Annotated in this window: 25 protein-coding genes and 1 pseudogene; 18 read left to right on the top strand and 8 right to left on the bottom strand. The window is 70.2% G+C overall.

The window, feature by feature from the left end; translation table 11 throughout:
• A pseudogene (locus tag ABZ297_RS21865) lies at positions 1-1,066 on the bottom strand (ATP-dependent helicase); the annotation flags it as partial.
• Between the two features lie 183 nt (positions 1,067-1,249).
• Here ABZ297_RS21865 and ABZ297_RS21860 point away from each other — a divergent pair.
• The 4 genes from ABZ297_RS21860 (at position 1,250) to ABZ297_RS21845 (ending at position 2,939) form a co-directional block, all read left to right on the top strand.
• The gene (locus ABZ297_RS21860; RefSeq protein ID WP_355348950.1) at positions 1,250-1,429 is read left to right on the top strand and encodes a hypothetical protein; all 180 of its coding nucleotides are present in this window, start codon (positions 1,250-1,252) and stop codon (positions 1,427-1,429) included.
• A gap of 55 nt (positions 1,430-1,484) precedes the next feature.
• Positions 1,485-1,865, top strand: coding sequence for a phage holin family protein (locus ABZ297_RS21855; protein WP_355348947.1), 381 nt, complete (start codon positions 1,485-1,487; stop codon positions 1,863-1,865).
• Positions 1,862-2,365 (top strand): DUF3618 domain-containing protein, encoded by a 504-nt coding sequence (locus ABZ297_RS21850; protein ID WP_355348944.1) that lies wholly within the window; start codon positions 1,862-1,864, stop codon positions 2,363-2,365. Before ABZ297_RS21855 ends, ABZ297_RS21850 begins: the two co-directional genes overlap by 4 nt.
• A 148-nt stretch (positions 2,366-2,513) precedes the next feature.
• Complete coding sequence (locus tag ABZ297_RS21845; protein ID WP_355348941.1) at positions 2,514-2,939, top strand: protease inhibitor I42 family protein; 426 nt, start codon at positions 2,514-2,516, stop codon at positions 2,937-2,939.
• 74 nt (positions 2,940-3,013) lie between these two features.
• Here the strand turns inward: ABZ297_RS21845 and ABZ297_RS21840 are convergent, their stop codons facing one another.
• Both ABZ297_RS21840 and ABZ297_RS21835 read right to left on the bottom strand, forming a co-directional pair.
• Positions 3,014-3,586: a helix-turn-helix domain-containing protein gene (locus ABZ297_RS21840; RefSeq protein WP_355348938.1), complete on the bottom strand. Its 573-nt coding sequence runs from the start codon at positions 3,584-3,586 to the stop codon at positions 3,014-3,016.
• A 2-nt stretch (positions 3,587-3,588) separates the two neighbouring features.
• Positions 3,589-5,151, bottom strand: coding sequence for an MFS transporter (locus ABZ297_RS21835; RefSeq protein WP_355348934.1), 1,563 nt, complete (start codon positions 5,149-5,151; stop codon positions 3,589-3,591).
• 62 nt (positions 5,152-5,213) lie between these two features.
• On the opposite strand from ABZ297_RS21835, the gene ABZ297_RS21830 reads away from it, so the two are divergent.
• The 6 genes from ABZ297_RS21830 (at position 5,214) to ABZ297_RS21805 (ending at position 10,350) form a co-directional block, all read left to right on the top strand.
• The gene (locus ABZ297_RS21830) at positions 5,214-5,921 is read left to right on the top strand and encodes a DUF1838 family protein (protein ID WP_355348931.1); all 708 of its coding nucleotides are present in this window, start codon (positions 5,214-5,216) and stop codon (positions 5,919-5,921) included.
• Positions 5,918-6,331 carry an HIT family protein gene (locus tag ABZ297_RS21825; RefSeq protein WP_355348928.1) on the top strand — a complete coding sequence of 138 codons (414 nt, stop codon included), beginning with the start codon at positions 5,918-5,920 and terminating at the stop codon, positions 6,329-6,331. Before ABZ297_RS21830 ends, ABZ297_RS21825 begins: the two co-directional genes overlap by 4 nt.
• 121 nt (positions 6,332-6,452) lie before the next feature.
• The gene (locus ABZ297_RS21820; protein WP_350809958.1) at positions 6,453-7,631 is read left to right on the top strand and encodes a histidine kinase; all 1,179 of its coding nucleotides are present in this window, start codon (positions 6,453-6,455) and stop codon (positions 7,629-7,631) included.
• Positions 7,632-7,664: 33 nt separating this feature from the next.
• Positions 7,665-8,414: a LytTR family DNA-binding domain-containing protein gene (locus tag ABZ297_RS21815; protein ID WP_355348925.1), complete on the top strand. Its 750-nt coding sequence runs from the start codon at positions 7,665-7,667 to the stop codon at positions 8,412-8,414.
• Complete coding sequence (locus ABZ297_RS21810; RefSeq protein WP_355348922.1) at positions 8,411-8,860, top strand: hypothetical protein; 450 nt, start codon at positions 8,411-8,413, stop codon at positions 8,858-8,860. The genes ABZ297_RS21815 and ABZ297_RS21810 overlap by 4 nt, the downstream gene beginning before the upstream one ends.
• Entirely contained in the window at positions 8,857-10,350 is a 1,494-nt protein-coding gene (locus ABZ297_RS21805) for a cation acetate symporter (protein ID WP_355348919.1), read from the top strand. Before ABZ297_RS21810 ends, ABZ297_RS21805 begins: the two co-directional genes overlap by 4 nt.
• A 6-nt stretch (positions 10,351-10,356) precedes the next feature.
• Here the strand turns inward: ABZ297_RS21805 and ABZ297_RS21800 are convergent, their stop codons facing one another.
• A complete protein-coding gene (locus ABZ297_RS21800; protein ID WP_355348916.1) occupies positions 10,357-11,364 on the bottom strand; it encodes a LacI family DNA-binding transcriptional regulator in 1,008 nt (335 codons plus the stop codon).
• An 11-nt stretch (positions 11,365-11,375) separates the two neighbouring features.
• Between ABZ297_RS21800 and ABZ297_RS21795 the strand changes: the two genes are divergently transcribed.
• From ABZ297_RS21795 to ABZ297_RS21760, 8 genes are all read left to right on the top strand, one after another.
• On the top strand, positions 11,376-12,539 hold the full coding sequence (locus ABZ297_RS21795) for a PLP-dependent aspartate aminotransferase family protein (protein ID WP_355348913.1): 1,164 nt from the start codon (positions 11,376-11,378) through the stop codon (positions 12,537-12,539).
• A 40-nt stretch (positions 12,540-12,579) separates the two neighbouring features.
• On the top strand, positions 12,580-13,836 hold the full coding sequence (locus ABZ297_RS21790) for a sugar ABC transporter substrate-binding protein (protein WP_355348910.1): 1,257 nt from the start codon (positions 12,580-12,582) through the stop codon (positions 13,834-13,836).
• Positions 13,833-14,723: a sugar ABC transporter permease gene (locus ABZ297_RS21785; protein WP_355348907.1), complete on the top strand. Its 891-nt coding sequence runs from the start codon at positions 13,833-13,835 to the stop codon at positions 14,721-14,723. Before ABZ297_RS21790 ends, ABZ297_RS21785 begins: the two co-directional genes overlap by 4 nt.
• Positions 14,724-14,768: 45 nt before the next feature.
• Entirely contained in the window at positions 14,769-15,584 is an 816-nt protein-coding gene (locus ABZ297_RS21780; protein WP_355348904.1) for a carbohydrate ABC transporter permease, read from the top strand.
• Between the two features lie 88 nt (positions 15,585-15,672).
• Positions 15,673-15,780 (top strand): twin-arginine translocation signal domain-containing protein, encoded by a 108-nt coding sequence (locus tag ABZ297_RS21775; protein WP_355348901.1) that lies wholly within the window; start codon positions 15,673-15,675, stop codon positions 15,778-15,780.
• Positions 15,781-15,851: 71 nt separating this feature from the next.
• The gene (locus ABZ297_RS21770) at positions 15,852-18,149 is read left to right on the top strand and encodes a glycoside hydrolase family 95-like protein (protein ID WP_355348898.1); all 2,298 of its coding nucleotides are present in this window, start codon (positions 15,852-15,854) and stop codon (positions 18,147-18,149) included.
• 202 nt (positions 18,150-18,351) lie between these two features.
• Positions 18,352-18,681: a DUF485 domain-containing protein gene (locus tag ABZ297_RS21765; RefSeq protein WP_355348895.1), complete on the top strand. Its 330-nt coding sequence runs from the start codon at positions 18,352-18,354 to the stop codon at positions 18,679-18,681.
• The gene (locus ABZ297_RS21760) at positions 18,678-20,318 is read left to right on the top strand and encodes a cation acetate symporter (protein ID WP_355348892.1); all 1,641 of its coding nucleotides are present in this window, start codon (positions 18,678-18,680) and stop codon (positions 20,316-20,318) included. The genes ABZ297_RS21765 and ABZ297_RS21760 overlap by 4 nt, the downstream gene beginning before the upstream one ends.
• Before the next feature lie 65 nt (positions 20,319-20,383).
• On the opposite strand, the gene ABZ297_RS21755 is transcribed toward ABZ297_RS21760, so the two are convergent.
• The 4 genes from ABZ297_RS21755 to ABZ297_RS21740 are packed head-to-tail and all read right to left on the bottom strand — an operon-like array spanning position 20,384 to position 23,961.
• On the bottom strand, positions 20,384-20,971 hold the full coding sequence (locus ABZ297_RS21755; RefSeq protein WP_355348889.1) for an ATP/GTP-binding protein: 588 nt from the start codon (positions 20,969-20,971) through the stop codon (positions 20,384-20,386).
• Positions 20,952-21,329: a DUF742 domain-containing protein gene (locus tag ABZ297_RS21750; protein ID WP_355348886.1), complete on the bottom strand. Its 378-nt coding sequence runs from the start codon at positions 21,327-21,329 to the stop codon at positions 20,952-20,954. The genes ABZ297_RS21755 and ABZ297_RS21750 overlap by 20 nt, the downstream gene beginning before the upstream one ends.
• Positions 21,326-21,739 (bottom strand): roadblock/LC7 domain-containing protein, encoded by a 414-nt coding sequence (locus ABZ297_RS21745; RefSeq protein WP_355348883.1) that lies wholly within the window; start codon positions 21,737-21,739, stop codon positions 21,326-21,328. Before ABZ297_RS21745 ends, ABZ297_RS21750 begins: the two co-directional genes overlap by 4 nt.
• The gene (locus ABZ297_RS21740) at positions 21,736-23,961 is read right to left on the bottom strand and encodes a nitrate- and nitrite sensing domain-containing protein (protein ID WP_355348880.1); all 2,226 of its coding nucleotides are present in this window, start codon (positions 23,959-23,961) and stop codon (positions 21,736-21,738) included. The genes ABZ297_RS21745 and ABZ297_RS21740 overlap by 4 nt, the downstream gene beginning before the upstream one ends.
• Positions 23,962-24,024: the final 63 nt, after the last annotated feature.

Genomic DNA, 24,024 nt, shown 5'->3' with positions numbered 1-24,024 from the left:
GCCCGGCCAGCAGTTCGCGCTCGGGCCGATGCGGCAGCCCGGCGACCGGCTCACCGGCCCATACCCGGGCCGCCGGTACGTACAGGCTGGGGTCGTCGGCGGCCTGCAAGGCGAACTCCACCCGCCACCGGTCGCTTTCGTCCGGCCGGGGTCGGGCGCCGTCGCCCGTGTCCGGCTCGACCAGCCGGAAGCAGAGCGTGGCCGCGCCCTCGGAGGTGGTGACGGACTCGTGCCACCGCTCCAACTCCTCGCGCAGCTCCGGCACGTCAGGGCAGCCGCTGTCGGCGCCGGTCAGGGCGGCCAGCCATCGGTCCAGGGGCGTTCTCGGCCGCGCCACGATGGGCTCGGTGAGCGCCGTGCGTACCAGCGCGTCGGCGAACGCGCCCAGCGCCTCGGCCAGAACCTCGCCGGACGGGCGTTCGACCTGCGCGGTGCGGCAGGCGGGCGGCATGGCCAGGGCCAGCTCCCTGAAGTAGGCCGCGTCGGCCCCCGTGAGTACCGCCCGCCACACCGCCCGCGCGTCGTTGCCGGGAAGCGCCCACATGGACTCCCGCGCCGGGCCGCTCGCGCCGTCGCGGACCAGCTGCGGCACCACCCGCCCGCGCCGCACCAGGTCACGGGCGAACTCGGCGACGGCGGCCCAATGCCGCACGGTGGCGCTGCCGGCGTGCGTGTCGAGCACCCGCAGGGCCTCGGCGGCGGGCGGCACCACGGCAGGCACCCGCCACAGCCGCAACCGAGGCCTGACCGTCTCGGCCAGCCGCCCGGTCTCGGGGGACGGCAGCGGCTCCCCGGCGGACCCGGGCAGCAACAACTCCAACACCCGAACCGCCGCCCCGTCCGGCACGGGGTCGGCAGGCGACGATGACGGCCCGTCCGGCGCCGAGCGAGGGGCCGACGCCGGTCCGCCGCCCGCGAGGCCGAGGTGGGCGGCGATGGCGGAGGGCGCGGCGGCGAAGGGGTGGGGACGCGGCGCGTCGCCTTTCGCGCGGCCTGCGGCGCCGTCGGGGGACTCCGCCCAGAAGGCGAGCCCATCCCCGGCCCAGACCCCGTGTACGACCAGCACCTCGGCAGGCTACCTCGTCAGCGCGGGCCAGGCTGGCCGCTCGGGTGGGAGGGGCGGCGCAGCACCATGGTGCGGGCGCCGTCGCGGCGGCCGATCTCGCGGTGGCTGCGGGCGAACCAGCCGGTCATATCAGCCATGAGGGGGAGCTTATATAAGCAGTCTCTGAAGTCGTACAGTAAACGTATGAAACCTCCCGGATCGTGGTGCGAGCGGCCCAAGCCGCAGGCTCCTTCGTGCGAGCTGCCCTCCCCGTGGAGCAAGCCGAAGCAGCCCGATAACTGGTGCGAAACGCCCGAGTCGCCGCTCGCGGCGGTGCTCGGCTTCCTGCTGCGCACCCCAAGCGGTGATAGACCCAAGCGGTGATAGAAACGCACGTCACTGGGTAGTCGCCTTCCGCAACAGCGGAGGAGGCGATGACGTGAACGACACCCACAAGCTGGTCAACGATCTGTCCGAGCAGGTGTCCCGGCTCGTCAAGGACGAGTTGCGGCTCGCCAAGCTGGAACTCACGGCGAAGGGCAAGCGCGCGGGACGCGGCGCCGGGCTGTTCGGGGCCGCCGGCGTCATCGGCTTCCTCGGCGGAGCCACCCTCGTGGCCGCCGTGGTGCTGCTCCTCGCCCTGGTACTGCCTGCCTGGGCCGCTGCCGCGATCGTGGCGGTCGTCCTGTTCGTCATCGCCGCCCTGCTCGGCCTGTTCGGCGGGAACCAGGTGAAACGAGTCGGGCCTCCGGTTCCGGCCCAGGCGATCGCCAGTGTGCGGGCCGACCTCGACGTGGTGAGGGAGAGAGCGCACCTATGAGCGAGACGGATCCCGGATACACCCACGCGCATGCGGGGGAGGTGGGAGCCCGCAGGGCCACGGTCGGTGACCCGACGGACCACGAGTCCATCAACGTGCCGCTCACCAGGGCGGGGGCGTCGGAGAACGCGCACCAGGCGGAGGCGTACCGGATGGCGCACGCGGTCTTCGACCCCGAAGCCCCCGTGCAGGCGGCCGAGGAGGAGGCAGAGGTGCGGAAGAGCATCAAGGAGGGCCGCCGCGAGGTCGGCGGCACCGTCAGCGCCCTCGCGGACAAGATGGACGTGAAGGGCCGCGCGAGCGACGTCACGGCGGTGGCCAGGGGCAAGGTGACCGAGGTGGCCGACAAGGTCCGCGACATCACCCCGGACCAGGTCAAGGACGTGGCCGACAAGGCGGCGGCCCAGGCGCGGAAGCGGCCGATGATGCTGCTGGTCTTCCTCGCCGGAGTGGTCGCGGCGCTCGTCGTGCGGCGCATCATGAGGCGCAGGGGCAGGTAGGGTTCGCGCGCCCGGCAGAGCCCTGCCGGGCGGCGATGCCCGGCGCGGCCGAGCCTGGGGGCGGCCGCGGCATCGCCGGGGCAGGACTCGCCGAGCGGGAGGTGTATGCGGTGCCGCGGGCGTCGTCCGAGCCCGATAATCTGCCTGAGTGATTCGTCGAACGGTCGTGGCGGCCCTGGTGGGGCTGCTTGTCGCGGGGTGCGGCGCCGGGTCAGCTGTCAACGACCTCGGCACCGTCGTCAAGGGTGCCAAGGGCACGACCGTCAGCGTGGAGCTGGGCCAGGGCAAGCGGTTCTCGCTGGCCGTCGCCGACAACGCTTCCATCGGCGACAGCTGGACCCTCGAGGCGGTGCCCGACCCCAAGGTGGCCTCGTTCATCAGCAAGGAGTACCGCTCCGAGGGTGGAGGCCCGGGGTCCGGCGGCACGAGCTACTTCGTGTTCAACACCAAGCACACCGGCACCACCGAGATCAAGCTGTACGACTGCTGGCGCTGCGGCAAGGCCACGACGCCCACCAACGAGCAGAGCAAGCAGCAGTCGGGCGAGGCGATCTTCGCCGTCACCGTGAAATGAGTGCCGTCGGATGAGCACTGTCGGATGAGCACTGTCGGATGAGCGCCGTCGAGCGCGTTCGGCGGTGAGCGCCGTCAGCCGAGTACGGCCCGGCACAGCACGTCGATCGTGGTCTGCGTGATCACGGCCTGCTCGCCGCCCGCGGCGAGCCGCCGCTGACCCTCGCCGAGCATGCTCCACCCCAGGTGCGCGACCAGGTCGGGATGGGCGTGCCCGGCCTCCGCGGCGATGGCGCGCAGCGGCTCGATCATCGTCTCGTGGAGCTGGTCGATCCTGTCCTGGCACTCGCCGGGCAGGTCGATCGAGGCGACCGCGCGCAGCAGCGCGTGGTCACGGCTGCCGGCGAACGACAGCGTGGCCGCGCCGAAGGCCCGTACCCGCTGCTCCAGCGTGCCCTCGCCCGCCGCCGCGTGCAGGCGGGCGGCCCAGCGGGGGATGGAGTCCTCGACGAGCTGGGCCAGGATGTCGGCGGTTGCGGAGAAGTAGCGATAGACGCTGGACCGGGCCAGCCCGACGCGTGCCCCGACGGCTGCCGGAGTGAGCCCGGCCGCGCCCTCGGCGACCAGGATCTGCATCGCGGCCTCCAGCAGGGCCGCGTGCTGGCTGGCCCGGTGGTCGGCGACGGTCGCCGCGCTGATCCTCGGCACGTTCACTCCTCTTCGCGTTGCCTCCCCCCAGTATCGGGCAGCAGCAGCGTCGAGCCGACGCCCGCGAACAGGACGAGGCCGGTCACGACCGTCACGCGGCGGGTGGCGTCCACGGAGGCGGCGACGGCGGCGGCGCGCTGGTTCGGGTCCCTGATGGCCGCGATGGCCGCGCCGCCGCTGTCACGGACGGCCCGGCCGAGCGCGGGGTCGTCGGGCAGTTGCTCGGCCATCGCCGAGTCAAGCCCCGTGACCAGCACCGCGCCGAGTACCGCGATGCCGACGGCGGCGCCGAGCTGTCGGATCGCGCTCTGCAACCCGGAGGCCACCCCCGACTGGCGGGACGGCACCCCGGCCAGCATCACGTTGGGGAGCTGGGCGGAGGCGAACCCGACGCCGAACCCGTAGACCACCAGCCACGGCACCAGCGCCCACGGCCCCAGCGAGGGGGAGAGGGTGAGCCCGATCGCGATCGCGGCCGCGGCCTCCAGCGCCAGGCCGGTCCTGACGATGGCCCTGCCGCTGAGCCGCCGGGAGAGCTGCGGCACGGTCCCGCCCGCGAGGAACGTCCCCGCGGCCAGTGCGGCGATGATCAGCCCGGTCTGGAAGGCGCTGTAGCCCATGGCCGTCTGCAGGAACAGCGGCAGCACGAGGATCAGGCCGAACTCGCCCAGCGAGACGATCATCGCGGCGGCTCCGCCGTACCGGAAGGACGGGATGGCGAACAGCGACAGGTCCAGGACGACCGGGCGGCCCGCGCGGGACCTGGCCCGCTCCACGAGGACCAGCGCCGTCAGCGCGACGGCGGCCAGGGCGAACGCGAACGGGATGGGCGAGACCGCGTCGAGCGGCCAGGGCCGGCCGAAGACGGTGGCCTGGCCGGTCGGCCGTCCCCAGCCGTAGCGCTGGCCCTCGATCAGCCCGAACACCAGGCAGGACATGCCGACGACGGACAGCAGCACGCCGAGCGGGTCGAGCCCGCCCGCCCGTGGGTCGCGGGACTCGGGCACCTTGGCCGCGCCGAGCAGGACGAGGAGGCCGATCGGCAGGTTCACCCAGAACGCCGAGCGCCAGCCGAAGTCGGTGACGAGCCAGCCGCCGAGCAGCGGCCCGACCGCGGCCATGCCGCCGATGATCGAGCCCCACACGGCGAACGCGACCGTCCTGGGCGGGCCGGTGTAGAGGGAGTTGATGATCGCCAGGGTCATCGGCACCACCATGGACGCGCCCACGCCCTGCGCCACCCGGGCACCGACCAGCATCGCGCCGCTGCCCGCCGCGGCGGCCAGCACGCTGGCGCCGAGGAAGAGCGCGACCCCGGTGACGAACGTCCGCCGCCTGCCCCGCGCGTCGCCGGTGCGGCCGAGCGGGATGAGCAGGGCGGCGAACGTCAGCGAGTAGATCGAGTTCACCCACTCGACGTCCGTGGCGGTCAGGCCCAGGTCGGCGATGATCGCCGGCACCGCCACGTTCACGATCGTGGCGTCGACGACGATCATCGACATTCCCACGCCGAGGACGAAGAGGGGAAGCCAGCCCTGCCGGGTCCGGCCATTTAGCGACACCATGTCGCTAACGATAGCAACAGAGTGTCTTGAAACAAGCCCGTGAGTCCGAGAGGCTGCCTCCCATGGACTTCATTCGCGTGCGCGCGTCCTCCGACGGCGCCGAGACGATCTCGTGGTGGACCGGTGACGTGTACGGGTGGCAGCACGACGACGGCCCGCACCACCTGTTCGGCTTCGAAGGCGTCAACGTGGCCAGGGCGGTCGAGGTCGAGGGCGGCTGGCAGCTGCTGACCAGGGAGGCGGCCGCCTACCTCGACCCGCGCTCCCGCGAGATCATCGACACCTGGGACAACCCGATCACCGGCGAGTCCGTCGAGGTGCAGCACGTCTTCAACGACCCCGTCAACCAGCGTTTCGGCGGCTATCCCGTGCCGACCACCCGCCTGGGCGACCAGGTGGTCTTCAACGCCGACATCCGCCTGTCCTACCCCTCACCCCTCAAGGTCGCCGACTACCCCCGGAACTCGGCGGGCGACACCTACCGGGCCCTGGAGCTGTTCCAGTTCTTCGTCCAGGCCAAGGAGCTCGACTCGGGGATGCCCGACGTCCCGGCCGTGTTCTCCTGGTGCCGGGTCTCGCCGTGGCTGCCCTGGATGGCGATGGGGCAGCGCGAGGGCGGGCTCGTCTACCACTGCCGGGGGCACAAGACGTCCGAGGTGCCCGAGCGGCTGCGCGCGCACGTCGGCGAGCGGTTCCTGCACGCCCCGACCGAGTGGACGGCGCCCAACATGACGAGCTGGACCGCGTTCGCGGATAAAGTCGGCCGGTGAGCACCGACCTGTTCTGCGAGATCATCACGGGGGAGCGGCCCGCCACCATCGTGCACTCCGACGAGGTGGCCGTCTCCTTCCTCGACGCCCGGCCGGTCTTCAAGGGGCACGTCCTGGTCGTGCCGAGGGTGCACGTCGAGACGCTCGCCGACCTCGTCGAGGTCGGCCCCTTCTTCGAGCGGGTCCAGGCGATGGCCAGGGCGGTGGAGGAGGGCCTGGAGGCGGGCGGCACGTTCGTGGCGATGAACAACCGCGTCAGCCAGAGCGTCGCGCACCTGCACGTGCACGTGGTGCCGCGCACCCGCAAGGACGGGCTGCGCGGCTTCTTCTGGCCGCGCACCACCTACGCGTCGGCCGAGGAGGCCGAGAGCTACGCCGAGAGGATCGCCAAGGCGCTCCCCGGACACTGACCGGCGCCGGGAAACGACGAGAACCCCGGGAACGACGCAGGCCCGGGAAACGACGGAAGCCCTGGGAAGGCGTCGAGGCGCTGCCTGTCACCGGCAGGGGGAGCGGCAGTAGGCTCCGGCGATGGAGTACCTGGTCGGAACCGTCGTCGTGGCAGCCCTCGTAGGCGTGCCCGCGATCGTGCTGTGGCGGGTGCTGCGCGGTCGGCGCGAGCTGGGCACCAGCCCGGCCGAGCGCGCCACGTTCGAGACCCTGCACACCGCCTCGCTCGCCGGGCCGCCGCTGCGCGCCGGGCTCACCGTCGACGGCGCGGAGAAGGCGTCGCGGCACCTGCGCGCGCTGCTCGGCTCGTCCGCGCTGGCGATCACCGACGGCGAGCGGCTGCTCGTCTACGACGGCGACGGCGACCACCACGTGGACCAGGCGTTCGAGCACGCGGCGGCCACCCTCAAGGACGGCCGCACCCAGGTGCTGAGCATCGACTGCGAGCTGCTGGAGTGCCCGATCAGGCACGCCGTGGTGGTGCCGCTCACCACCGATGACCGGGTGGTGGGGTCGCTGACGGCGTACGGCTCCTACTCCTCGGCCGGGCTCGTCAGGGCCGCGCAGCAGGTGGCCGGTTGGGTGGACTCGCAACTGGAGCTGGCCGAGCTGCATCGCTCGCGGACGCTGCTGATGGAGGCCGAGGTGCGGGCGCTGCGGGCGCAGATCTCGCCGCACTTCATCTACAACTCGCTCACCACGATCGCCTCGTTCGTCCGCACCGACCCGGAACGGGCCAGGGAGCTGCTGCTGGAGTTCGCCGACTTCACCCGCTACAGCTTCCGCAGGCACGGCGAGTTCACCACGCTCGCCGAGGAGCTGCGCTCGATCGACCGCTACCTGACCCTGGAGCGGGCCCGCTTCGGCGACCAGTTGCAGGTGACGTTGCGGATCGCGCCGGAGGTGCTGCCGGTGGCGGTGCCGTTCCTGTGCCTGCAGCCGCTCGTGGAGAACGCCGTGCGGCACGGGCTGGAGAGCAGGAACGGCGTCGGACGCATCACGATCATCGCCGAGGACGCCGGGGCCGAGTGCCGGATCAGCGTCGAGGACGACGGCCTCGGCATGGACCCCGACAGGCTGCGCCGCATCCTTGCAGGTGACATCACTCCCGCGGGCGGGGTGGGGCTGGCCAACGTGGACGAGCGGCTGCGCCAGGTCTACGGCGACGAGTACGGGCTGGTCGTCGAGACGGGCACGGGCGTCGGCACGAAAGTCAACATCAGGTTGCCGAAATATCACCCAGGCGTCTCGGCCCGTTGACCCCGGTCTTTGTTGTCGGTTTCATCACTGTCTATGGCACTACTTCGGGTCCTCGCCGTCGACGACGAGCTGCCCGCCCTGGAAGACCTGGCCTACCTGCTGCGCGCCGACTCCCGCATCGGCGAGGTGGCCACGGCCAGGGACGGCTCCGCGGCGCTGCGGCTGCTCGACCGTGCCATCGCCGACGGCAGGCCCATCGACGCGGTCTTCCTCGACATCAGGATGCGCGGCCTCGACGGCGTGGTGCTCGGGCGGCTGCTGTCGCGCTTCGCCAACCCGCCGCGGGTCGTCTTCGTCACCGCCTACGAGGAGCACGCGGTGGACGCGTTCGAGATCAAGGCGGAGGACTACCTGCTCAAGCCGGTGCGCCCGGAACGGCTGGCCGAGGCGATCCGCCGGGTGGCCGTCTCGGCGGACATCTCTGTCGAGAGCGGAGAGACCGACACGATCCCGGTCGAGCTGGGCGGCGTCACCCGGTTCATCTCCACCGCCGACGTCTTCTCCGTCGAGGCGCACGGCGACTACGCCCGCCTGCACACCCGGGCGGGCAGCCACCTGGTGCGCATCCCGCTGGCGACGCTGGAGGAGCGCTGGTCCTCCGCCGGGTTCGTCCGGGTCCACCGCAGCCATCTGGTGGCCGTCAAGCACATCGAGGAGCTGCACATCGACTCCGGCAGGTGCACGGTGCGGGTCGGTGACACCGAGATCCCGGTCAGCCGCCGCCACACGCGCGAGCTGCGCGACCTGCTGGTGCGCAGGGCCAGGAAGGGAAGGCCCGAGTGAGCCCCATCGACCAGCCCGACAACCTGCCGGACAGACGTGCCGAGCCGCGTGCTGGCCGCCGGTTGCCGCTCGTCCGCCCCGACGCGCCGCGCAGGGTGAGCGTGACCAGCCCGCGGACGGCCGCCGCGCGCCGCCCCCGCTACCCGGCCACCCGGGAGATCGACGAGCAGACGCACCTCGGCGAGGTCTACATGCGCTCGCTGGTGCGCACCCAGTTCCGGCTCGCGATCTTCGTCTGCACGGTGCTGGCGTGCGTGGTGGGCGGCCTGCCGCTGCTGTTCCTGATCGTCCCCGAGCTGCGTGAGGTGGACGTGCTCGGCGTCCCGCTGGCCTGGGCCGTGCTCGGCGGGCTGATCTACCCCGGCTTCGTGGCCGGGGCCTGGCTCTACGTCCGGCACGCCGAACGCAACGAACGGCACTTCGCGGACCTGGTCGAGCGTCGATGAGCCTAACGGCCGTCCTCGTCGTCGTCGTGGCGGCGGTGCTCATCGGCGCGTTCGGGATCAGGGTCTCCCGCACCACCTCCGACTTCTACGTGGCCTCGCGCACGGTCAGCCCCCTGTGGAACGCCTCCGCGATCGGCGGCGAGTACCTGTCGGCCGCCTCCTTCCTCGGCGTGGCCGGGCTGATCCTGTCGTTCGGCGCCGACATGCTCTGGCTGCCCGTCGGCTGGACCGGCGGCTACCTGGTGCTGCTCGTGCTCGTCTCGGCGCCGCTGCGCCGCTCCGGCGCGTACACACTGCCCGACTTCGCCGAGGCCAGGCTGGAGTCGATGGCCGTGCGCCGGACGGCGAGCGTGCTCGTCGTGCTCATCGGCTGGTTGTACCTGATGCCGCAGTTCCAGAGCGCGGGCCTGGTCCTGCGGACGATCACCGGCGCGCCGGTCTGGGTGGGCGGCCTGCTGGTGGCGGTCGTGGTCGCGGTGAACGTGCTGTCCGGCGGGATGCGATCGATCACGTTCGTGCAGGCGTTCCAGTACTGGCTGAAGCTGACCGCGCTGGCCGTGCCCCTGGTGTTCCTGCTGATGGCGTGGAAGGCCGACGGCGCCCCCGGCCTGAGCGCGGTGGACGCCGCCACCTGGGAGACGCCGCTGTCGGGCGGCAAGGAGTACGGGCTGTACTCGACATACTCGCTGATCCTGGCCACGTTCCTGGGCACGATGGGGCTGCCGCACGTGCTGGTCCGCTTCTACACCAACCCCGACGGACGGGCCGCCCGCCGCACCACCCTCGTCGTCCTGACGCTGCTGGGCGCGTTCTACCTGCTGCCCGCGCTGTACGGCTGGCTGGGCCGGCTCTACGTCCCCGACGTGGCCCGCGCCGACACCGTCGTGCTCTCGCTGCCGGAGCGGATGGTCGGCGGCACCCTCGGCGACCTGCTGACGGCGCTGGTGACGGCGGGGGCGTTCGCGGCCTTCCTGTCCACGTCCTCGGGGCTGACCGTGTCGGTGGCGGGGGTGATCGCCCAGGACCTGCTCAAGGGCGGGGTCCGCTCGTTCAGGATCGCCACGCTGATGGCCGTCGTGGTGCCGCTCGCGCTCGCGCTGGCGCTGTGGTCGCGGGCGCTGCCGGTGGCCGACGTGGTGGGGCTGGCGTTCGCGGTGGCCGCGTCGTCGTTCTGCCCGCTGCTCGTCCTCGGCATCTGGTGGCGCCGGCTGAGCACCACGGGCGCGCTCGCGGGGCTGTTCGTCGGAGGAGGGCTGGCGTGCGGCGCGGTGCTGGTGACGATCGTCGGCGGCCCGCGCGAGGGCGTGGCGGGCGCGCTGCTCGCCCAGCCCGCCGCGTGGACGGTGCCGATCGCGTTCACGGTGATGGTGTCGGTGTCGTTCCTCACGCCGCACCGGGTGCCGCCGGGCGTGGCCAGGACGATGGTGCGCCTGCACACGCCGGAGGACCTCGACCTCGACCGCGGCGACTGGCGGCCCCGCTCGTCCTGACGCCCTTCAGGCAGGGGGGATCTCTCCGGAACCGCGGACGACCAGCTCGACCGGCACCCTGACCCGGCGCGGCGTGCCCGCCTCGGGCGAAGCCGGGTGGAGCAGGAGGTCGACCGCGCTCGTGGCCAGCCGGGACGTGTCGTAGCGGACCACCGTCACTCCCGGGTTGAACACGTCGGCCAGCGCGAAATCATCGAAACCCACATAGGCGGGACGTTCGGGGCGATCTCTGAGCGCCTGCAGGATGCCGATGGCGGCGCGGTTGTTGGTGGCGAAGAAGGCCGTGGGCGGGTCGGGCAGGTCCAGCAGCCTGCCGACCTCGTGCGCCGCCCGCCACGGGTCGAACACCTCCCGCACCACCAGCGACTCGTCCAGGGTGAGGCCCGCGTCGCGCAGGGCCGCGCGGTAGCCGAGGGCGCGGTCGTGCACGGAGCTCAGCCGCTCGTCGTCGGAGATGAGAGCGACGCGGCGGTGGCCCCGCGCCAGCAGGTGCTCGGTCGCGACCCTGCCGCCGTGGGCGTCGTCGAGCATCACCACGTCCGCGCCGTCGAGCCCCGGCGGGACGCGGTCGACGAAGACCGAGGTCAGCCCGCCGTACTCGGCCAGCCAGCTGTGGTCGGCCCCCGACGGGACGATGATCAGCGAGTCGACCCCCCGGGCGTACATCGACTCGATCAGCATCCGCTCCCGCTCCGCGCGCTCCTCGTACGAGCCGAAGACCACCAGCGCCTCGTGCTCGGCCGCCGCCGCCTCCACGGACTTGGCCAGCCGGGAGTAGAACTCGTTGGAGATGTTCTCCATGACCAGCCCGAGCGTCAGCATGCTGGCGCCGCGCGCGAGCCGGCTCGCGGCCTCGTTGCGCCGGAAACCGAGCGCGCCGATGGACTCCTGCACCCTGCGCTGAAGCGCCGCGCTGACGTGGGGCTCCTGGTTGACCACCCGTGAGACGGTTTTCAGGCTCACTCCCGCGTGCCTGGCCACGTCGGCCATGGTCGGCTTGCCGCGCAATGTCATATTGTGCCCCCATGGATGATGACTGGATCTGTGGCCGCCTGGGTGAGGACGAGCCCTGGATACTCGGCGCGGTCAACCCGCCCGTCTTCGAGAACTCGCTGTTCACCTTCGAATCGGCCGTCGAGCTCGGCGAGGCGATCAGGAACGAGGATGAGCGCTACGTCTACTGGCGCGGCACCAACCCCACGGTCGACCTCGTCCAGCGCAAGCTGGCGGCGCTGGAACGAGGGGAGCGGGCCAAGTGCTTCGGCTCGGGGATGGGCGCGATCGCGGCGACGATCTCCTCGCTGGTGTCGGCGGGCGACCACGTGCTGGTGCTGGGCGCGGTCTACGGGCCGACCACCCAGTTCCTGCGTTACCTGGAGAAGTTCGGAGTCACACATACGCACGTCGGCGATCTCGGGGCTTGTGACAGCGCTATCAAGGCGAGCACTCGCCTACTCTACTTCGAGTCGCCGTCGTACATGCGCTATGAGGTCTTCGACATCGCCGCGGTCACCGCGTGGGCGCGCGAGCGCGGGCTGGTGACGGTGATGGACAACACCTGGTCCACGCCGATCTTCCAGAAGCCGCTGACGCTCGGCGTGGACCTGGTCGTGCACTCGCTGTCGAAGTACGTCGGCGGGCACAGCGACCTGGTCGGCGGCGTCGTGGTGGGCTCGTCGCGGCTGGTGCGCCCGCTGGCGCTGACCGAGTACCAACTCTACGGCGCGGCCATGTCGCCGCACGACGCGGCCAAGGTGATCAAGGGGCTGCGCACGCTGCCCGTGCGGATGGCGGCCCACCAGGAGCGCGGGCTGGCCGTGGCCGGGTTCCTGGAGGACCATCCGGCGGTGCGGGTGGTCAACCATCCGGGGCTGGCCTCGCACCCGGGGCACGCGCAGGCCAGGCAGCAGATGTCCGGCTTCTCCAGCCTGTTCAGCGTCGAGCTGGACACGGAGTCGCGGGACGAGGTGAGCGCGTTCCTCGACAAGTTGCAACATTTCAGGATCGGTGTTTCCTGGGGTGGGTTCGAGAGCCTGGTCAACGCCCCGGCGCTCACCATCGAGGAGAGCGTGCGGGCCACGATGGGCATCCCGGTCGGCCTGGTGCGGCTGTCCGTCGGGCTGGAGTCGGCCGAGACATTGATCAAGGACCTTGGTCTAGCGCTGGAGGGGGTGCGTCGCCTAGCGTGACTGACAGCGCTGTCACCCCTCGCTCCCTCAGGAGGCGCACATGAGATCACCGTTCCTGGCGGCCGCGGCCGCCGCCACGCTCGTGCTGGCCGGTTGTGGTTCCGGCTCGTCGTCCCCGGGGCAGGTGCGGCTGCGCATGATCGAAAGCCTGACGAGCCCGGAACGCACCAAGCTGATCAAAACCCTGCTCGCCGACTTCGAGAAGGCGAACCCGGGAGTCAAGGTGGAGCTGATCTCGCCGCCGCTCGACAGCGCCGACCAGAAGATCACCCAGATCCTGCAGACGAAGAAGGACCTGGACGTGCTGGAGGTCCGCGACCACACGGCCAAGTCCTTCTCCAACAACGGCTGGCTCGCCGAACTGCCGACCACCGGCTGGCCGGGCTGGGCCGACCTGACCGAGCTGGCCCAGAAGAAGGCGGTGGAGGTCGGCGGCAAGGCGTACCTGATCCCGTACGGCTTCTACCAGCGCACCCTGTTCTATCGGACCGACTGGGGCCTGACCCAGCCACCGAAGACCTGGCAGGAGCTCTACGAGGCCGGCAAGAAGATGACCTCGGGCGACAGGTTCGGCTACTCCTTCAGGGGCGGCAAGGGCGGCGCCGACTACGCGGTCATGATGGTCAGCGCCTACAACGGCGAAGCCCTGGACCCCGAGAAGTCCTTCTTCCTCAAGGACAAGCGGACGATCTTCTCCACCCCCGAGGCCACCCAGGCCATGGACCTGTTCGTGAAGATCTTCAAGGAGGCGTCGCCGCCCGACTCCGTCTCGTGGGCCTACCCCGAGATGGTGCAGGGCTTCACCAGCGGCGTCACCGGCATGCTCATCCAGGACCCCGAGGTGATCAAGACCGTCCAGGAGAGCTCGGTCAAGGCCTGGGCCACCGCCCCCATTCCCAAGGGCCCCACCGGCTACGCCTTCCAGCCGGTCGGCTACGCCGGCTGGGGCGCGACCGCCTTCAGCAAGCACCCGAAGGAGGCGGTCAAGCTGGTGCAGTTCCTGTCGGAGGCCGAGCAGAGCATCGCCTTCGCCAAGGGCAACTCGCTGATCCCGATCTCCAAGCAGGCCCAGAGCGACCCGCAGTTCTCCCAGGGTGCCTGGAAGGCGTACCTGGAGGCGCAGCAGGACCCGAAGCAGGTGATCACGATCAGGCCGGTCGACTACCCGGGCTGGAGCCAGTTCATCGTCGACTCCGACCGTGACGTCCAGGCCCTCATCACCGGCAAGAAGACGGTGGCCGACGTGCTCAGGTCGTGGGACGCCTTCTGGCAGGACCAGGCGAAGAAGGTTTCGTGACCCGTTCAGCCTTCACCGCGCGCAAGGCCGCCTTCGTCGCCCTCTGCCTGCTGCCCGGCGTGGCCTTCGTGGCGGTCTTCACGTACTACCCGATGATCCGCGGCGGCGTCATCGCCTTCCAGCAGTACAACCTGTTCGACCTGACCTCGACCCCGTTCGTCGGGCTCGACAACTTCCGGGCGGTGCTCGCCGAGGACCGGTTCTGGACGGCGCTGCGCAACACCGGCACCTGGGTCGTCGTCTCGCTGTTCTTCCAGTTCTTCCTCGGCTTCGGGCTGGCGCTGCTGCTGCGACGCCACTTCCGCGGGCGCGGCCTCTACCAGGCGTGGGTGTTCTTCCCCTGGGCCATGTCCGGCTTCCTCATCGGGCTGCTGTGGCGGTGGATGTTCAACGGCCAGTTCGGCGTGATCAACGACCTGCTGTTGAAGACGGGGATCATCGAGCACCGCATCGGCTTCCTCGCCACGCCCGGATGGGCGATGACCTCGGTGATCGTGGCCAACGTCTGGTACGGCGTGACGTTCTTCGCCATCATGATCATGGCGGCGCTGCAGTCCGTCCCCCGCGAGCTGTACGAGGCGGCGTCGGTCGACGGCGCCTCGCGGCTCAGGCAGTTCTGGCACGTCACGCTGCCGCACATCCGCCCCACGCTGGCGCTGATCGTGCTGCTGCGGGTGATCTGGATCCTGAACTTCCCCGACCTGATCTACTCGATGACCGGCGGCGGCCCGGCGGGCAGCACCGACATCATCACCACCTTCCTCATCCAGCAGGTCATCGGCGGCGACTACGGCCGGGCGGGCGCGGTCGGGCTGCTCATCCTCGGGTTGCTGCTCGCCTTCAGCGTCTTCTACCTCAACGCCACCAGATTCGAGAAGGCCCGTTGACCTTGCCCGTCGGATGACGGGGGTCTGCACGCTCAAGGAGTCTCGATGAGACGTCTCGCCAAGGTGACCGTGCTCACGCTCTGGTTGCTGATCACGCTCTTCCCGCTTTACTGGGTCGTCGTCACCTCGCTCAAGCCGAAGGCGGAGATCTTCTCGACACCACTCAGGTACTGGCCGGGCAGCGTGACGTTCGAGCACTACACGGAGCTGTTCTCGTTCGCCGACTTCGGCGCGTACCTGCTGAACAGCCTCACGGTCTCGCTGGTGTCGGCGGGCGTGGTGACGGCGATCGGCGTGCTCGGCGGCTACACGCTGGCCCGCTTCTCCTTCCCCGGCAGGGGCGCGCTGATGCTGGCGTTCCTGGTCACCCAGATGATCCCGCTGTTCATCGCGCTCGGGCCGCTCTACCTGCTGATGTCCGACCTGGACCTGCTCAACCGGCTGGCCGGGCTGATGCTCGTGTACGTCGCCATGCTGGTGCCGTTCGCCACGATCATCATGCGCGGCTTCTACGAGCGGGTGCCGGTCGCGCTGGAGGAGGCGGCGCAGGTCGACGGCGCGTCGCGGCTGGCCGCGATGGTGCGGGTGGTGATCCCGGTCATGCTGCCGGGGATCGCGGCGACCTTCATCTTCGCGTTCGTGCAGTGCTGGAACGAGCTGTTCCTGGCGATCACGTTCATCGACAGCGAGGACGCCAAGACCATCCCGGTAGCGATGAACTCCTTCATCACCCAGTACGACATCGACTGGGGCTCGATGGCCGCGGCCACGGTGGTCTCGGTGATTCCCACGCTCGTGCTGTTCGCCGCGATCCGCCGCTACATCGTCGAGGGGCTCACCGCGGGGGCAGTCAAGGGGTGAGAGGGGGCTTGACAGAGGGCGGTCATCGATTAGATCTTGCTATTCATCAGATGACTCGCCCGATAGCACCCCCACTTTCGGAGTCGCCATGCCGGAAAATCCGTCTTCTCGGCGTACATTCCTCGGAGGTCTGGCCTTAGGCGGGGCCGCTGCTGCGCTGCACCTGTTCGCCGTGTCCGCGGAGAAGCAGGGCTGACCGCCTGCGGCCCGCGCGGCCGCATCAGAAGAGATGTTCCGTACAGGGCCGCAGGAAGAGAGCGATAGCCGATGAACACGGGAGATGGTCTGTCGAGGCGGGCGTTCGTGGCGGGAGCGGGGGGCGCGGCGGTCCTGGCCGGATCGCCCGTCGCCTGGGCGGAGCCGGGCGCGGAGACAACCGGCACTGAAGCCGGCACTGAAGCGGGCATTGAAGCGGGCACTGAAGGGGACGACGCGCACGCGCAGGTGCTGCGGGACGCGGCCATGGTGTGGAAGCGGCTGCCGAGCGGGTGGCAGAACGCGCCCTTCCTGGGGAACGGGCTGCTCGGCGTGCACGTCTACAACAAGGGCGGCGAGGGCGACGTCCTGCGGTTCATGCTCAACCACTCCCTGGTGCAGGACCAGCGCGGCCAGTGGGAGGCGGCGATCGGGTACTCCCGGCTGCCCATCGGCTACCTCACGTTGACGTTAGCCGGCGCGATCACCGGCGTGGACTGGCGGCTCGACCTGGAGCACGCCGAGTTGTCGGGCACGGTGACGACCACGCGGGGCGGCGTCCGCTTCACCGCGCTGGTGCTGGAGCAGCGCGGCGTGCTGCTGGTCTCGATGACGCCGAGCGAGGGGGAGGAGGCGGTCGCCTGGGGGTTCACGCCACTGCAGTCGGCCACGACCAGGACGATCCGCCGCCCCCCGGACTACACCCCCAATCCCGACCCGCTGGTCTCCGACGGGTACGTCGAGCAGACCATGCACGCCGGAGGCGGCTACACCACCGCCTGGCGGGAGGTCAGGCAGGGCACGACCAGGTTGCTCGCGGCCACCGTCGCCTATGGCTACCCCGACTCGACCGGCGTGCGGGAGGCCGTCGGCGCGGTGTCCAAGGTGCTCGACGGGAACCCGGAGGCGCAGGTCCGGGTGCACAGGCACTGGTGGAAGCGGTTCTACCGGCGCAGCCTGGTCTCGATCCCGGACAAGAAGCTGCAACGCTTCTACTGGATCCAGCTCTACAAGATGGCCTCCGCGACCAGGGATTCCGCGCCCGTGCTGACCGAGTGGGGGCCGTGGTTCCCTGAGGTGGGCAACAGCTGGACGAACATCTGGTGGAACCTGAACGTCCAGGTCGCATACCCGATGATCAACGCTTCCAACCATCCCGAGCTGGACGCGGTGACGGCGACTTTCCGGAAATATCACGAGAATCTTGAGTCGAACGTCCATCCCGACTACCGCGACGGCAAGTCCTACGCCCTCTGCCACCCCGGTGACCGGATGCTGCGGCCCGGCCCGCGCTACGTCGGAGTCCCCGGCGTCAGCCCCAACGACCACACCGGCAACCTGACCTGGGGCATGCACAACGTCTGGCTCGCCTACCGGCACAGCATGGACACCGGCGTGCTGCGCGACGTCCTCTACCCGATCCTCACCGGCGCGATCACCTACTACGCCCGCTTCCTCACCGAGGGCTCCGACGGCAGGCTGCACCTGCCCGAGACCCGCTCGCCCGAGTACGCCAACGCCTCCGACGCCACCTACGACCTGTCGCTGATCCGCTGGGGCTGCCGCACCCTGCTCGAAACGGCGGACCGGCTGAAGGTCGACGACCCGCTCAGGCCCAGATGGCAGGACGTCCTCGCGCGGCTCGTCCCGTACCACAGGAACGAGCAGGGCGTCATGATCGGCGCGGACGTGCCGCTCGCCGACTCCCACCGGCACTACTCCCACCTGCTGTGGCTCTATCCGCTGCAGGAGTCGCTCGACCGGCGCAGCTTCGAGCACTGGGCGAGCATGCGCGAGCGCTGGCACGGCTACAGCTTCGCCGCCGCCTCCTCCATGGAGACCTTGTTCGGCAACCCCGAGGAGGCCCTGGCCTACCTGCGCTTCTTCATCGACGGCAACGTGGTCGACAACTGCGCGATCACCCCCAACACCATGTACCGCGAGGGCTCCAACCTGGCGATCGAGAGCCCGCTGGCCGCCGCCCAGTCGGTGCTCGACATGCTGCTGCAGAGCCACGGCGGCGTGCTCAAGGTGTTCCCCGCCCTCTCCACCACCTGGGCGGACGCGTCGGTCGAGGGCCTGCGCGCCCAGGGCGCCTTCCTCGTGGATGCCTCCCGCAGCCAGGGCCGCACCGACTGGATCAGGGTCCGCAGCGAGGCGGGTGAGCCGCTGCGGCTGCGCCACGGCATCGACGGCCCGTTCGAGGTACGCGACCAGCACGGCAGGCGCCTGCCCTACCAGGGCACGGACACGATCGAGGTCCCCCTGCGCAAGGGCTCGACCGCGGTGGTCACCCGTCAGGGTGCCCGCCCCTCCGGGCCGCGCGACGTCCCCCAGGACGGCGCGGCTCCCGCGTGGGGGCTGCCGTAACGGCGGACGAACCCGGCGGCGTTGACCGGTAGCCGCGCGGCGAGCGCCGACCGCTCGTCGTGCGGATGGGACCATTCACCGCAAGCCCTCTCCAACTAAGCGCCGTGCGGCGGCGACTCGCCGAACAACCCCACCAGGCCCCTCCACGGCGGGTAGGTTGCGCTCCTACCTTGAACGTGATGGGCATCACAGTGGAGGTCTGGTGACAACTAAAGAACATGACGCGTCCGTCTATGAGGACGTCCAACAGAGCGCGGAGTTCCAGGAGCTGAAGCGGCGCTTCCGCGCGTGGACGTTCCCGATGACCGTGGCGTTCCTGGTGTGGTACCTGCTCTACGTGGTGCTGTCCGGCTGGGCGCGTGACTTCATGGGCGTCAAGCTGCTCGGCGACATCAACGTCGGGCTGGTCTTCGGCTTGCTCCAGTTCGTCTCGACGTTCCTGATCGCCTGGGCGTACGCCCGGCACGCCGAGAAGAAGCTCGACCCCATCGCCGACAAGCTCCGCCACGAGGTCGAGGAGAAGACCCAGTGAGCTCCACCACCCTCGCCACGATCCTCTTCTTCGCGTTCGTGGCCCTCACGCTCGGCATCACCTTCTGGGCCAGCCGCCAGACCAAGACGGCGGCCGACTACTACGCGGGCGGCCGGTCCTTCACCGGCGTCCAGAACGGCCTGGCGATCGGCGGCGACTACATGTCGGCCGCCTCCTTCCTCGGCATCGCCGGCATCATCGCGCTGTCGGGCTACGACGGGTTCCTGTACTCCATCGGCTTCCTGGTGGCGTGGCTGGTCGCGCTGCTGCTGGTGGCCGAGCTGATGCGCAACTCCGGCAAGTTCACCATGGCCGACGTGCTGGCCTTCCGGATGAGCCCCCGCCCGGTGCGCACCGCGGCGGGCGTGTCGACGATCGTCGTCAGCATCTTCTACCTCCTGGCCCAGATGGTCGGCGCGGGCGCGCTGGTCGGCCTGCTGCTCGGCATCACCAGCGAGGCGGGCAAGATGTGGACGATCATCGGCGTGGGCGCGCTGATGATCGTCTACGTGGTGTTCGGCGGCATGAAGGGCACCACCTGGGTGCAGATCGTCAAGGCCGTGCTGCTGATGGGCGGCGCCGCCCTCATCACCCTGCTGGTGCTCGGCAAGTTCGGCTTCAACCTGTCGTCGCTGCTCGGCCAGGCGGCCGCGACCAGCGGCCCCAAGGCCAACCCCGAGAACTTCCTCATCCCCGGCCAGAAGTACGGCACGGAGGCGCAGGGGCTGGCGGGCAAGATCGACCTGATCAGCCTGGGCCTGGCCCTGGTGCTCGGCACGGCCGGCCTGCCGCACATCTTGATCCGCTTCTACACCGTCCCGACCGCCAAGGACGCGCGCAAGTCGGTGCTGTGGGGCATCGGCATCATCGGCGTCTTCTACCTGCTCACCCTGGTCCTCGGCTTCGGCGCGGCGGCCCTGGTCGGCAAGGAGGCGATCGTCAAGGGCGACAAGGCGGGCAACACGGCCGCCCCGATGCTCGCGCAGAAGATCGGCGAGGAGATCTTCGGCTCGGTGGGCGGCACGCTCCTGCTGGCGCTGATCGGCGCCGTCGCCTTCGCGACCATCCTGGCGGTCGTCGCCGGGCTCACGCTGGCGTCCTCCTCCAGCTTCGCGCACGACCTGTACGCGCACGTGTTCAAGCGCGGCCAGGCCAGCGAGCGCCAGGAGGTCGTGGTGGCCCGGGTCTCGGCCCTGGTCATCGGCGCGGTCGCGATCGGGCTCGGCATCCTGGCGCAGGGCCAGAACGTGGCGTTCCTGGTGGCGCTGGCGTTCGCGGTGGCGGCCTCCGGCAACCTGCCCGCGATCCTGTACAGCCTCTTCTGGAAGCGGTTCAACACCGTGGGCGCCGTGAGCGCGATCTACGGCGGCCTCGGCTCCGCGCTGATCCTGGTCATCTTCTCCCCGGTGGTCTCGGCTCCGCAGCCCCCTGCGGGCGCCGCGGTGACGGCGCTGATCCACGGCGTCGACTTCCACTGGTTCCCGCTGAGCAACCCGGGCATCGTCTCGATCCCGCTCGGCTTCCTGTGCGGCTGGCTCGGCACCGTGCTGAGCAAGGAGTACAACGCGGCCAAGTACGCCGAGATCGAGGTCCGCTCCCTCACGGGCGTCGGCGCCGAGAAGGCCGCCGAGCACTGACGTACCTCACAGGAAAGGCCCGGCTGACGCCGGGCCTTTCGCTGTCTCTGGGGTGTCGTCGGCGCCTAGGTGCCGACGGGCTCCGCGCGGAGCCGCGCCGAGTGCTTCACCAGCGTGATGAGCACCTCGCGGCTGGAATCCCGCTTCCTGGCGTCGCACAGGACGATCGGGATCGACGGGTTGAGCTGGAGCGCCATCCGCACCTCGTCCAGCTCGAACGTCGGCGAGCCCTCGAAGCAGTTGACCGCCACCACGAACGGCGTGCCGCGCCGCTCGAAGTAGTCGACGGACGGGAAGCAGTCGGCCAGCCGGCGGGTGTCGGCCAGGATGACCGCGCCCAGCGAGCCCTCGGCCAGTTCGTCCCAGACGAACCAGAACCGCTCCTGTCCGGGCGTGCCGAACAGGTACAGCACGTAGTCGTTGTTCAGGGTGATGCGGCCGAAGTCCATCGCCACCGTGGTCGTGCGCTTGGCCTCCACCGAGGTGAGGTCGTCGACGCCGACGCCCCGATCGGTCAGGACCTCTTCAGTGCGCAGCGGCCGGGTCTCGGACACCGCGCCCACCATCGTGGTCTTCCCGGCGCCGAAGCCGCCCGCGATCAGGATCTTGAGCGCCGTCGGCAGGCGCTGGCGGTCAGAGCGATCGAAGGCCATCGAGCACCGCCCTGTACAACTTCATGTCACGCATGTCCACCTCGGTTTGGGGTTCCTGCGCCTGGACGAGTTCCCTGTCGAACAGGTCGCCGAGCAGCACCCGGATCGTGCCCGCGGGCAGGTTCAGGTGTGCGGCGATCTCGGCGACGGACTTCGGCTCACGGCAGAGCTGGAGGATCCGGAGATGCTCGGGATCCAGCCCGGCGTCCGGACCGGGCGGAGGCCCCACGGCCAGGGCCATGGAGATCAGATCGAACTTGCCGTGCACGGGCTGGGTTCGCCCCCGCGTCACGACATAGGGGCGGATGATCTCGGGATCGACCCAATGCTCGTCTGTCGGATCGTCCGTCCTGCTCACCGTTCGCTCCCCGCCACGGCGGTGCGGGCGCCCGAGGTGAGGTACTGGCCGACGCGGGCCACCAGCATGGCCATCTCGTACGCGATCAGCCCGATGTCGGCGTTCTGCTGGGCGAGGACGGCCAGGCAGGCCCGCTCGCCGGCCACGGTGACGATGAGGAACTGCGACTTCCACTCCACCACCGTCTGCCTGACGGAGCCGCCGCCGACCTGCTCAGAGACGCCCTTGGCCAGGCTCTGCAGCCCGGACGCCACGGCCGACAGGTGCTCGCCGTCGGTTCGCTCCAACCTGGCCGACGAGGCCATCAGCAGCCCGTCGGACGACAGCACAATGGCGTGATCGGCATCCTTGACGCGGTTCACCAGGTCGTCAAGGAGCCAGTTCAGATCCGTGCCGGAACCCGGTGTCACGTGTCGCCTCCAGACTGGTCATCGCCGATCAACTTGGCAGCTTCCGTCCTGCCCAGCCGGGTACCCGACTGCAGGGAGCCCATCATCGCGCGGATCTCCTCCGGCGAGCGCTCGTCATCGTCCTCCTCCGGTGTTGCGGCGGGGGCCTCCTCGCGCAGGGCGGGGGCCAGGTTGGCTTGCGGGACCCGCAGTGGCAGGCCTCCAGGTGTGAACTCAGGGGCGGCGGGCGTCACAGGGGTCTCCTGTTCTGGCTCCTCGGGTTCTGGGAGACGCATCGGCCGGGCCGGCTTGAGGGTCCGGACGTTCTCCCGCGTCGCCGGCCGGACCGCCGTCGCCGTGGTGGTCCTGCGCGGCAGGATGGTCACCGTCGGCTCGTGCTCCTCCGGGTCGGGAGTCTCGTCGAGCTCGACCAGCTCCTGTGGCAGCAGCACGACCACCGTCGTCCCGCCGTACGGCGAGGACTTCAGTACCACCTGGATCCCGTGCCGCTCGGCCAGCCGGCTGACCACGTACAGGCCCAGCCGGGCGGTGCCGGAGATGCGGAACTCGGGCGGGTCGGCGATGCGCTCGTTGGCGGCGTCCAGGTCCTCGGGCTTCATGCCCAGGCCGCGGTCCTCGATCTCGATGACGTAGCCGTTGGCCACCAGCTGCCCGCTCACCTGGACGTCGGTGTAGGGCGGGGAGAACGACACCGCGTTCTCGATCAGCTCGGCGAGCAGGTGGATGACGTCACCGACGGCCCGGCCGACGAGCACGACGTCGCGCATCGGCATCAGCGTCACCCGGGTGTAGTCCTCGACCTCGGCCAGCGCGCCGCGCACGACGTCCACCATCGGGACCGAGCGCCGCCACGTACGGGCGGGCGAGGAGCCCGACAGGACGATGAGGTTCTCCGCGTTGCGGCGCATCCGGATGGCCAGGTGGTCCAGGCGGAAGAGCTCCTTCAGCTCCTCGGGGTCGGTCTCGCGCCGCTCCATCACGTCCAGGACGGTGAGCTGCCTGTGCACCAGGCCCTGCGTGCGGCGGGCCAGGCTGAGCAGGATGTCGCGGATGCTGCGCCGCAGCTCCGCCTGCTCGACGGCCACGCTGACCGCGGTGCGCTGCATGGTGTTGAACGCCTGGCCTACCTGGCCGATCTCGTCGTCACCGAAGTCCAGGGGTGGCACCTCGCGTGCCAGATCCACCTCTTCGCCGTGGCCGATCCGCTCGACCACTCGGGGGAGCCGTTCATCCGAGAGTTCGTGTGCCGCGTCGCGCAGCTTCTGCAGCTGCGCGACGAGGGCGCGGGCCGTGGTGATGGAGAGGATGATCGACGCGACGACCGCGATGAGTCCGAGACCACCGGCCAGAGCCAGTCGCACGATGACGCCGACCGCGATGGGCGCGGCGCGGTCCACGACGCGGTCCCCAGCGCTCAGCACCATGCTGTTGAAGTCGGTGAGAGCGCGTTCGGCCGCGGTCTTCCACTGCTCGGTATCAAACGGGATGATCTCGATGTCGCCGCTGCTCTCCGCGAGAAGCTTCTCGAGGCTGTGCAGCCGGGTGAACGCCGGGCCCTGGGCGAGCTTGTCGTAGGCGGCCCGTTCGGATTCGGGCAGGTCGGCGGCGGCCTGCTCGGCGAGGGTGCTCCAGGCGCCCACGGTCTGGGTGAACTCCGCACGCTCCTCGGCGCTCAACCGCCCCTCGGCGAGTGGTCCGGCCAGTAGCGCGTCCTCTCTGGCCAGCAGCTCTCGGGCCCTGCTGAGCGCCAGGAGGGTGCGGGCGTCCTTGGCGGCCGTCTTGTCATCGAGGGTCACCATCGAGCCGTACATGCTGTAGAAGGAGTCGATGACGTCGGCGTAGGCGTTGCTCGCCTCGATCCGGCTTATGCGTCCGGCGTCGATGGACTGCCGGATCGTCTTGATGCCGTCAAGCCGCCTGAACACCTCGGCGAGCCGCTTGGCGCCGTCCTCGTCGACGGCCCAGTCGACGATGTCCGCTCGCGCGGCCTCCTCGAAGGCGGTCATCGTCCGATCGGCCTGCTGCCGCTGGACCTGCAGATCCTTCCGCGTGCGGAGGGAGCTGTCTCCCAACCGGATCACCGATGCCCTGCGTTCCCGCTGAAGGTCGACCAGCAACGGCTCGCTCGGCCCGACCACGCTGCTGTCGACCTGTGCGACCCAGAGCAGGTTGACGCCTTCACGTAGCGTGACCCAGGCCGCGAACGCCCAGAGGGCTGTCAAGGAGACAAGCAAAGCCGTGACTTTGGTCCGCAGACTAGAATTGCGGAGACGCATAGTACCAAT

This window comes from Nonomuraea sp. NPDC005983, assembly GCF_040614375.1.
GTDB lineage: Bacteria > Actinomycetota > Actinomycetes > Streptosporangiales > Streptosporangiaceae > Nonomuraea.
This window is presented reverse-complemented; position numbering and strand designations above follow the sequence as displayed.

Excerpts from the sequence above, each read along its gene's own strand:
- ABZ297_RS21860 (WP_355348950.1), top strand. The coding sequence starts at position 1,250 with ATGAAACCTCCCGGATCGTGGTGCGAGCGGCCCAAGCCGCAGGCTCCT.
- ABZ297_RS21850 (WP_355348944.1), top strand. The coding sequence starts at position 1,862 with ATGAGCGAGACGGATCCCGGATACACCCACGCGCATGCGGGGGAGGTG.
- ABZ297_RS21835 (WP_355348934.1), bottom strand. The coding sequence starts at position 5,151 with ATGGTGTCGCTAAATGGCCGGACCCGGCAGGGCTGGCTTCCCCTCTTC.
- ABZ297_RS21830 (WP_355348931.1), top strand. The coding sequence starts at position 5,214 with ATGGACTTCATTCGCGTGCGCGCGTCCTCCGACGGCGCCGAGACGATC.
- ABZ297_RS21820 (WP_350809958.1), top strand. The coding sequence starts at position 6,453 with ATGGAGTACCTGGTCGGAACCGTCGTCGTGGCAGCCCTCGTAGGCGTG.
- ABZ297_RS21815 (WP_355348925.1), top strand. The coding sequence starts at position 7,665 with ATGGCACTACTTCGGGTCCTCGCCGTCGACGACGAGCTGCCCGCCCTG.
- ABZ297_RS21805 (WP_355348919.1), top strand. The coding sequence starts at position 8,857 with ATGAGCCTAACGGCCGTCCTCGTCGTCGTCGTGGCGGCGGTGCTCATC.
- ABZ297_RS21800 (WP_355348916.1), bottom strand. The coding sequence starts at position 11,364 with ATGACATTGCGCGGCAAGCCGACCATGGCCGACGTGGCCAGGCACGCG.
- ABZ297_RS21795 (WP_355348913.1), top strand. The coding sequence starts at position 11,376 with ATGGATGATGACTGGATCTGTGGCCGCCTGGGTGAGGACGAGCCCTGG.
- ABZ297_RS21790 (WP_355348910.1), top strand. The coding sequence starts at position 12,580 with ATGAGATCACCGTTCCTGGCGGCCGCGGCCGCCGCCACGCTCGTGCTG.
- ABZ297_RS21780 (WP_355348904.1), top strand. The coding sequence starts at position 14,769 with ATGAGACGTCTCGCCAAGGTGACCGTGCTCACGCTCTGGTTGCTGATC.
- ABZ297_RS21775 (WP_355348901.1), top strand. The coding sequence starts at position 15,673 with ATGCCGGAAAATCCGTCTTCTCGGCGTACATTCCTCGGAGGTCTGGCC.
- ABZ297_RS21770 (WP_355348898.1), top strand. The coding sequence starts at position 15,852 with ATGAACACGGGAGATGGTCTGTCGAGGCGGGCGTTCGTGGCGGGAGCG.
- ABZ297_RS21755 (WP_355348889.1), bottom strand. The coding sequence starts at position 20,971 with ATGGCCTTCGATCGCTCTGACCGCCAGCGCCTGCCGACGGCGCTCAAG.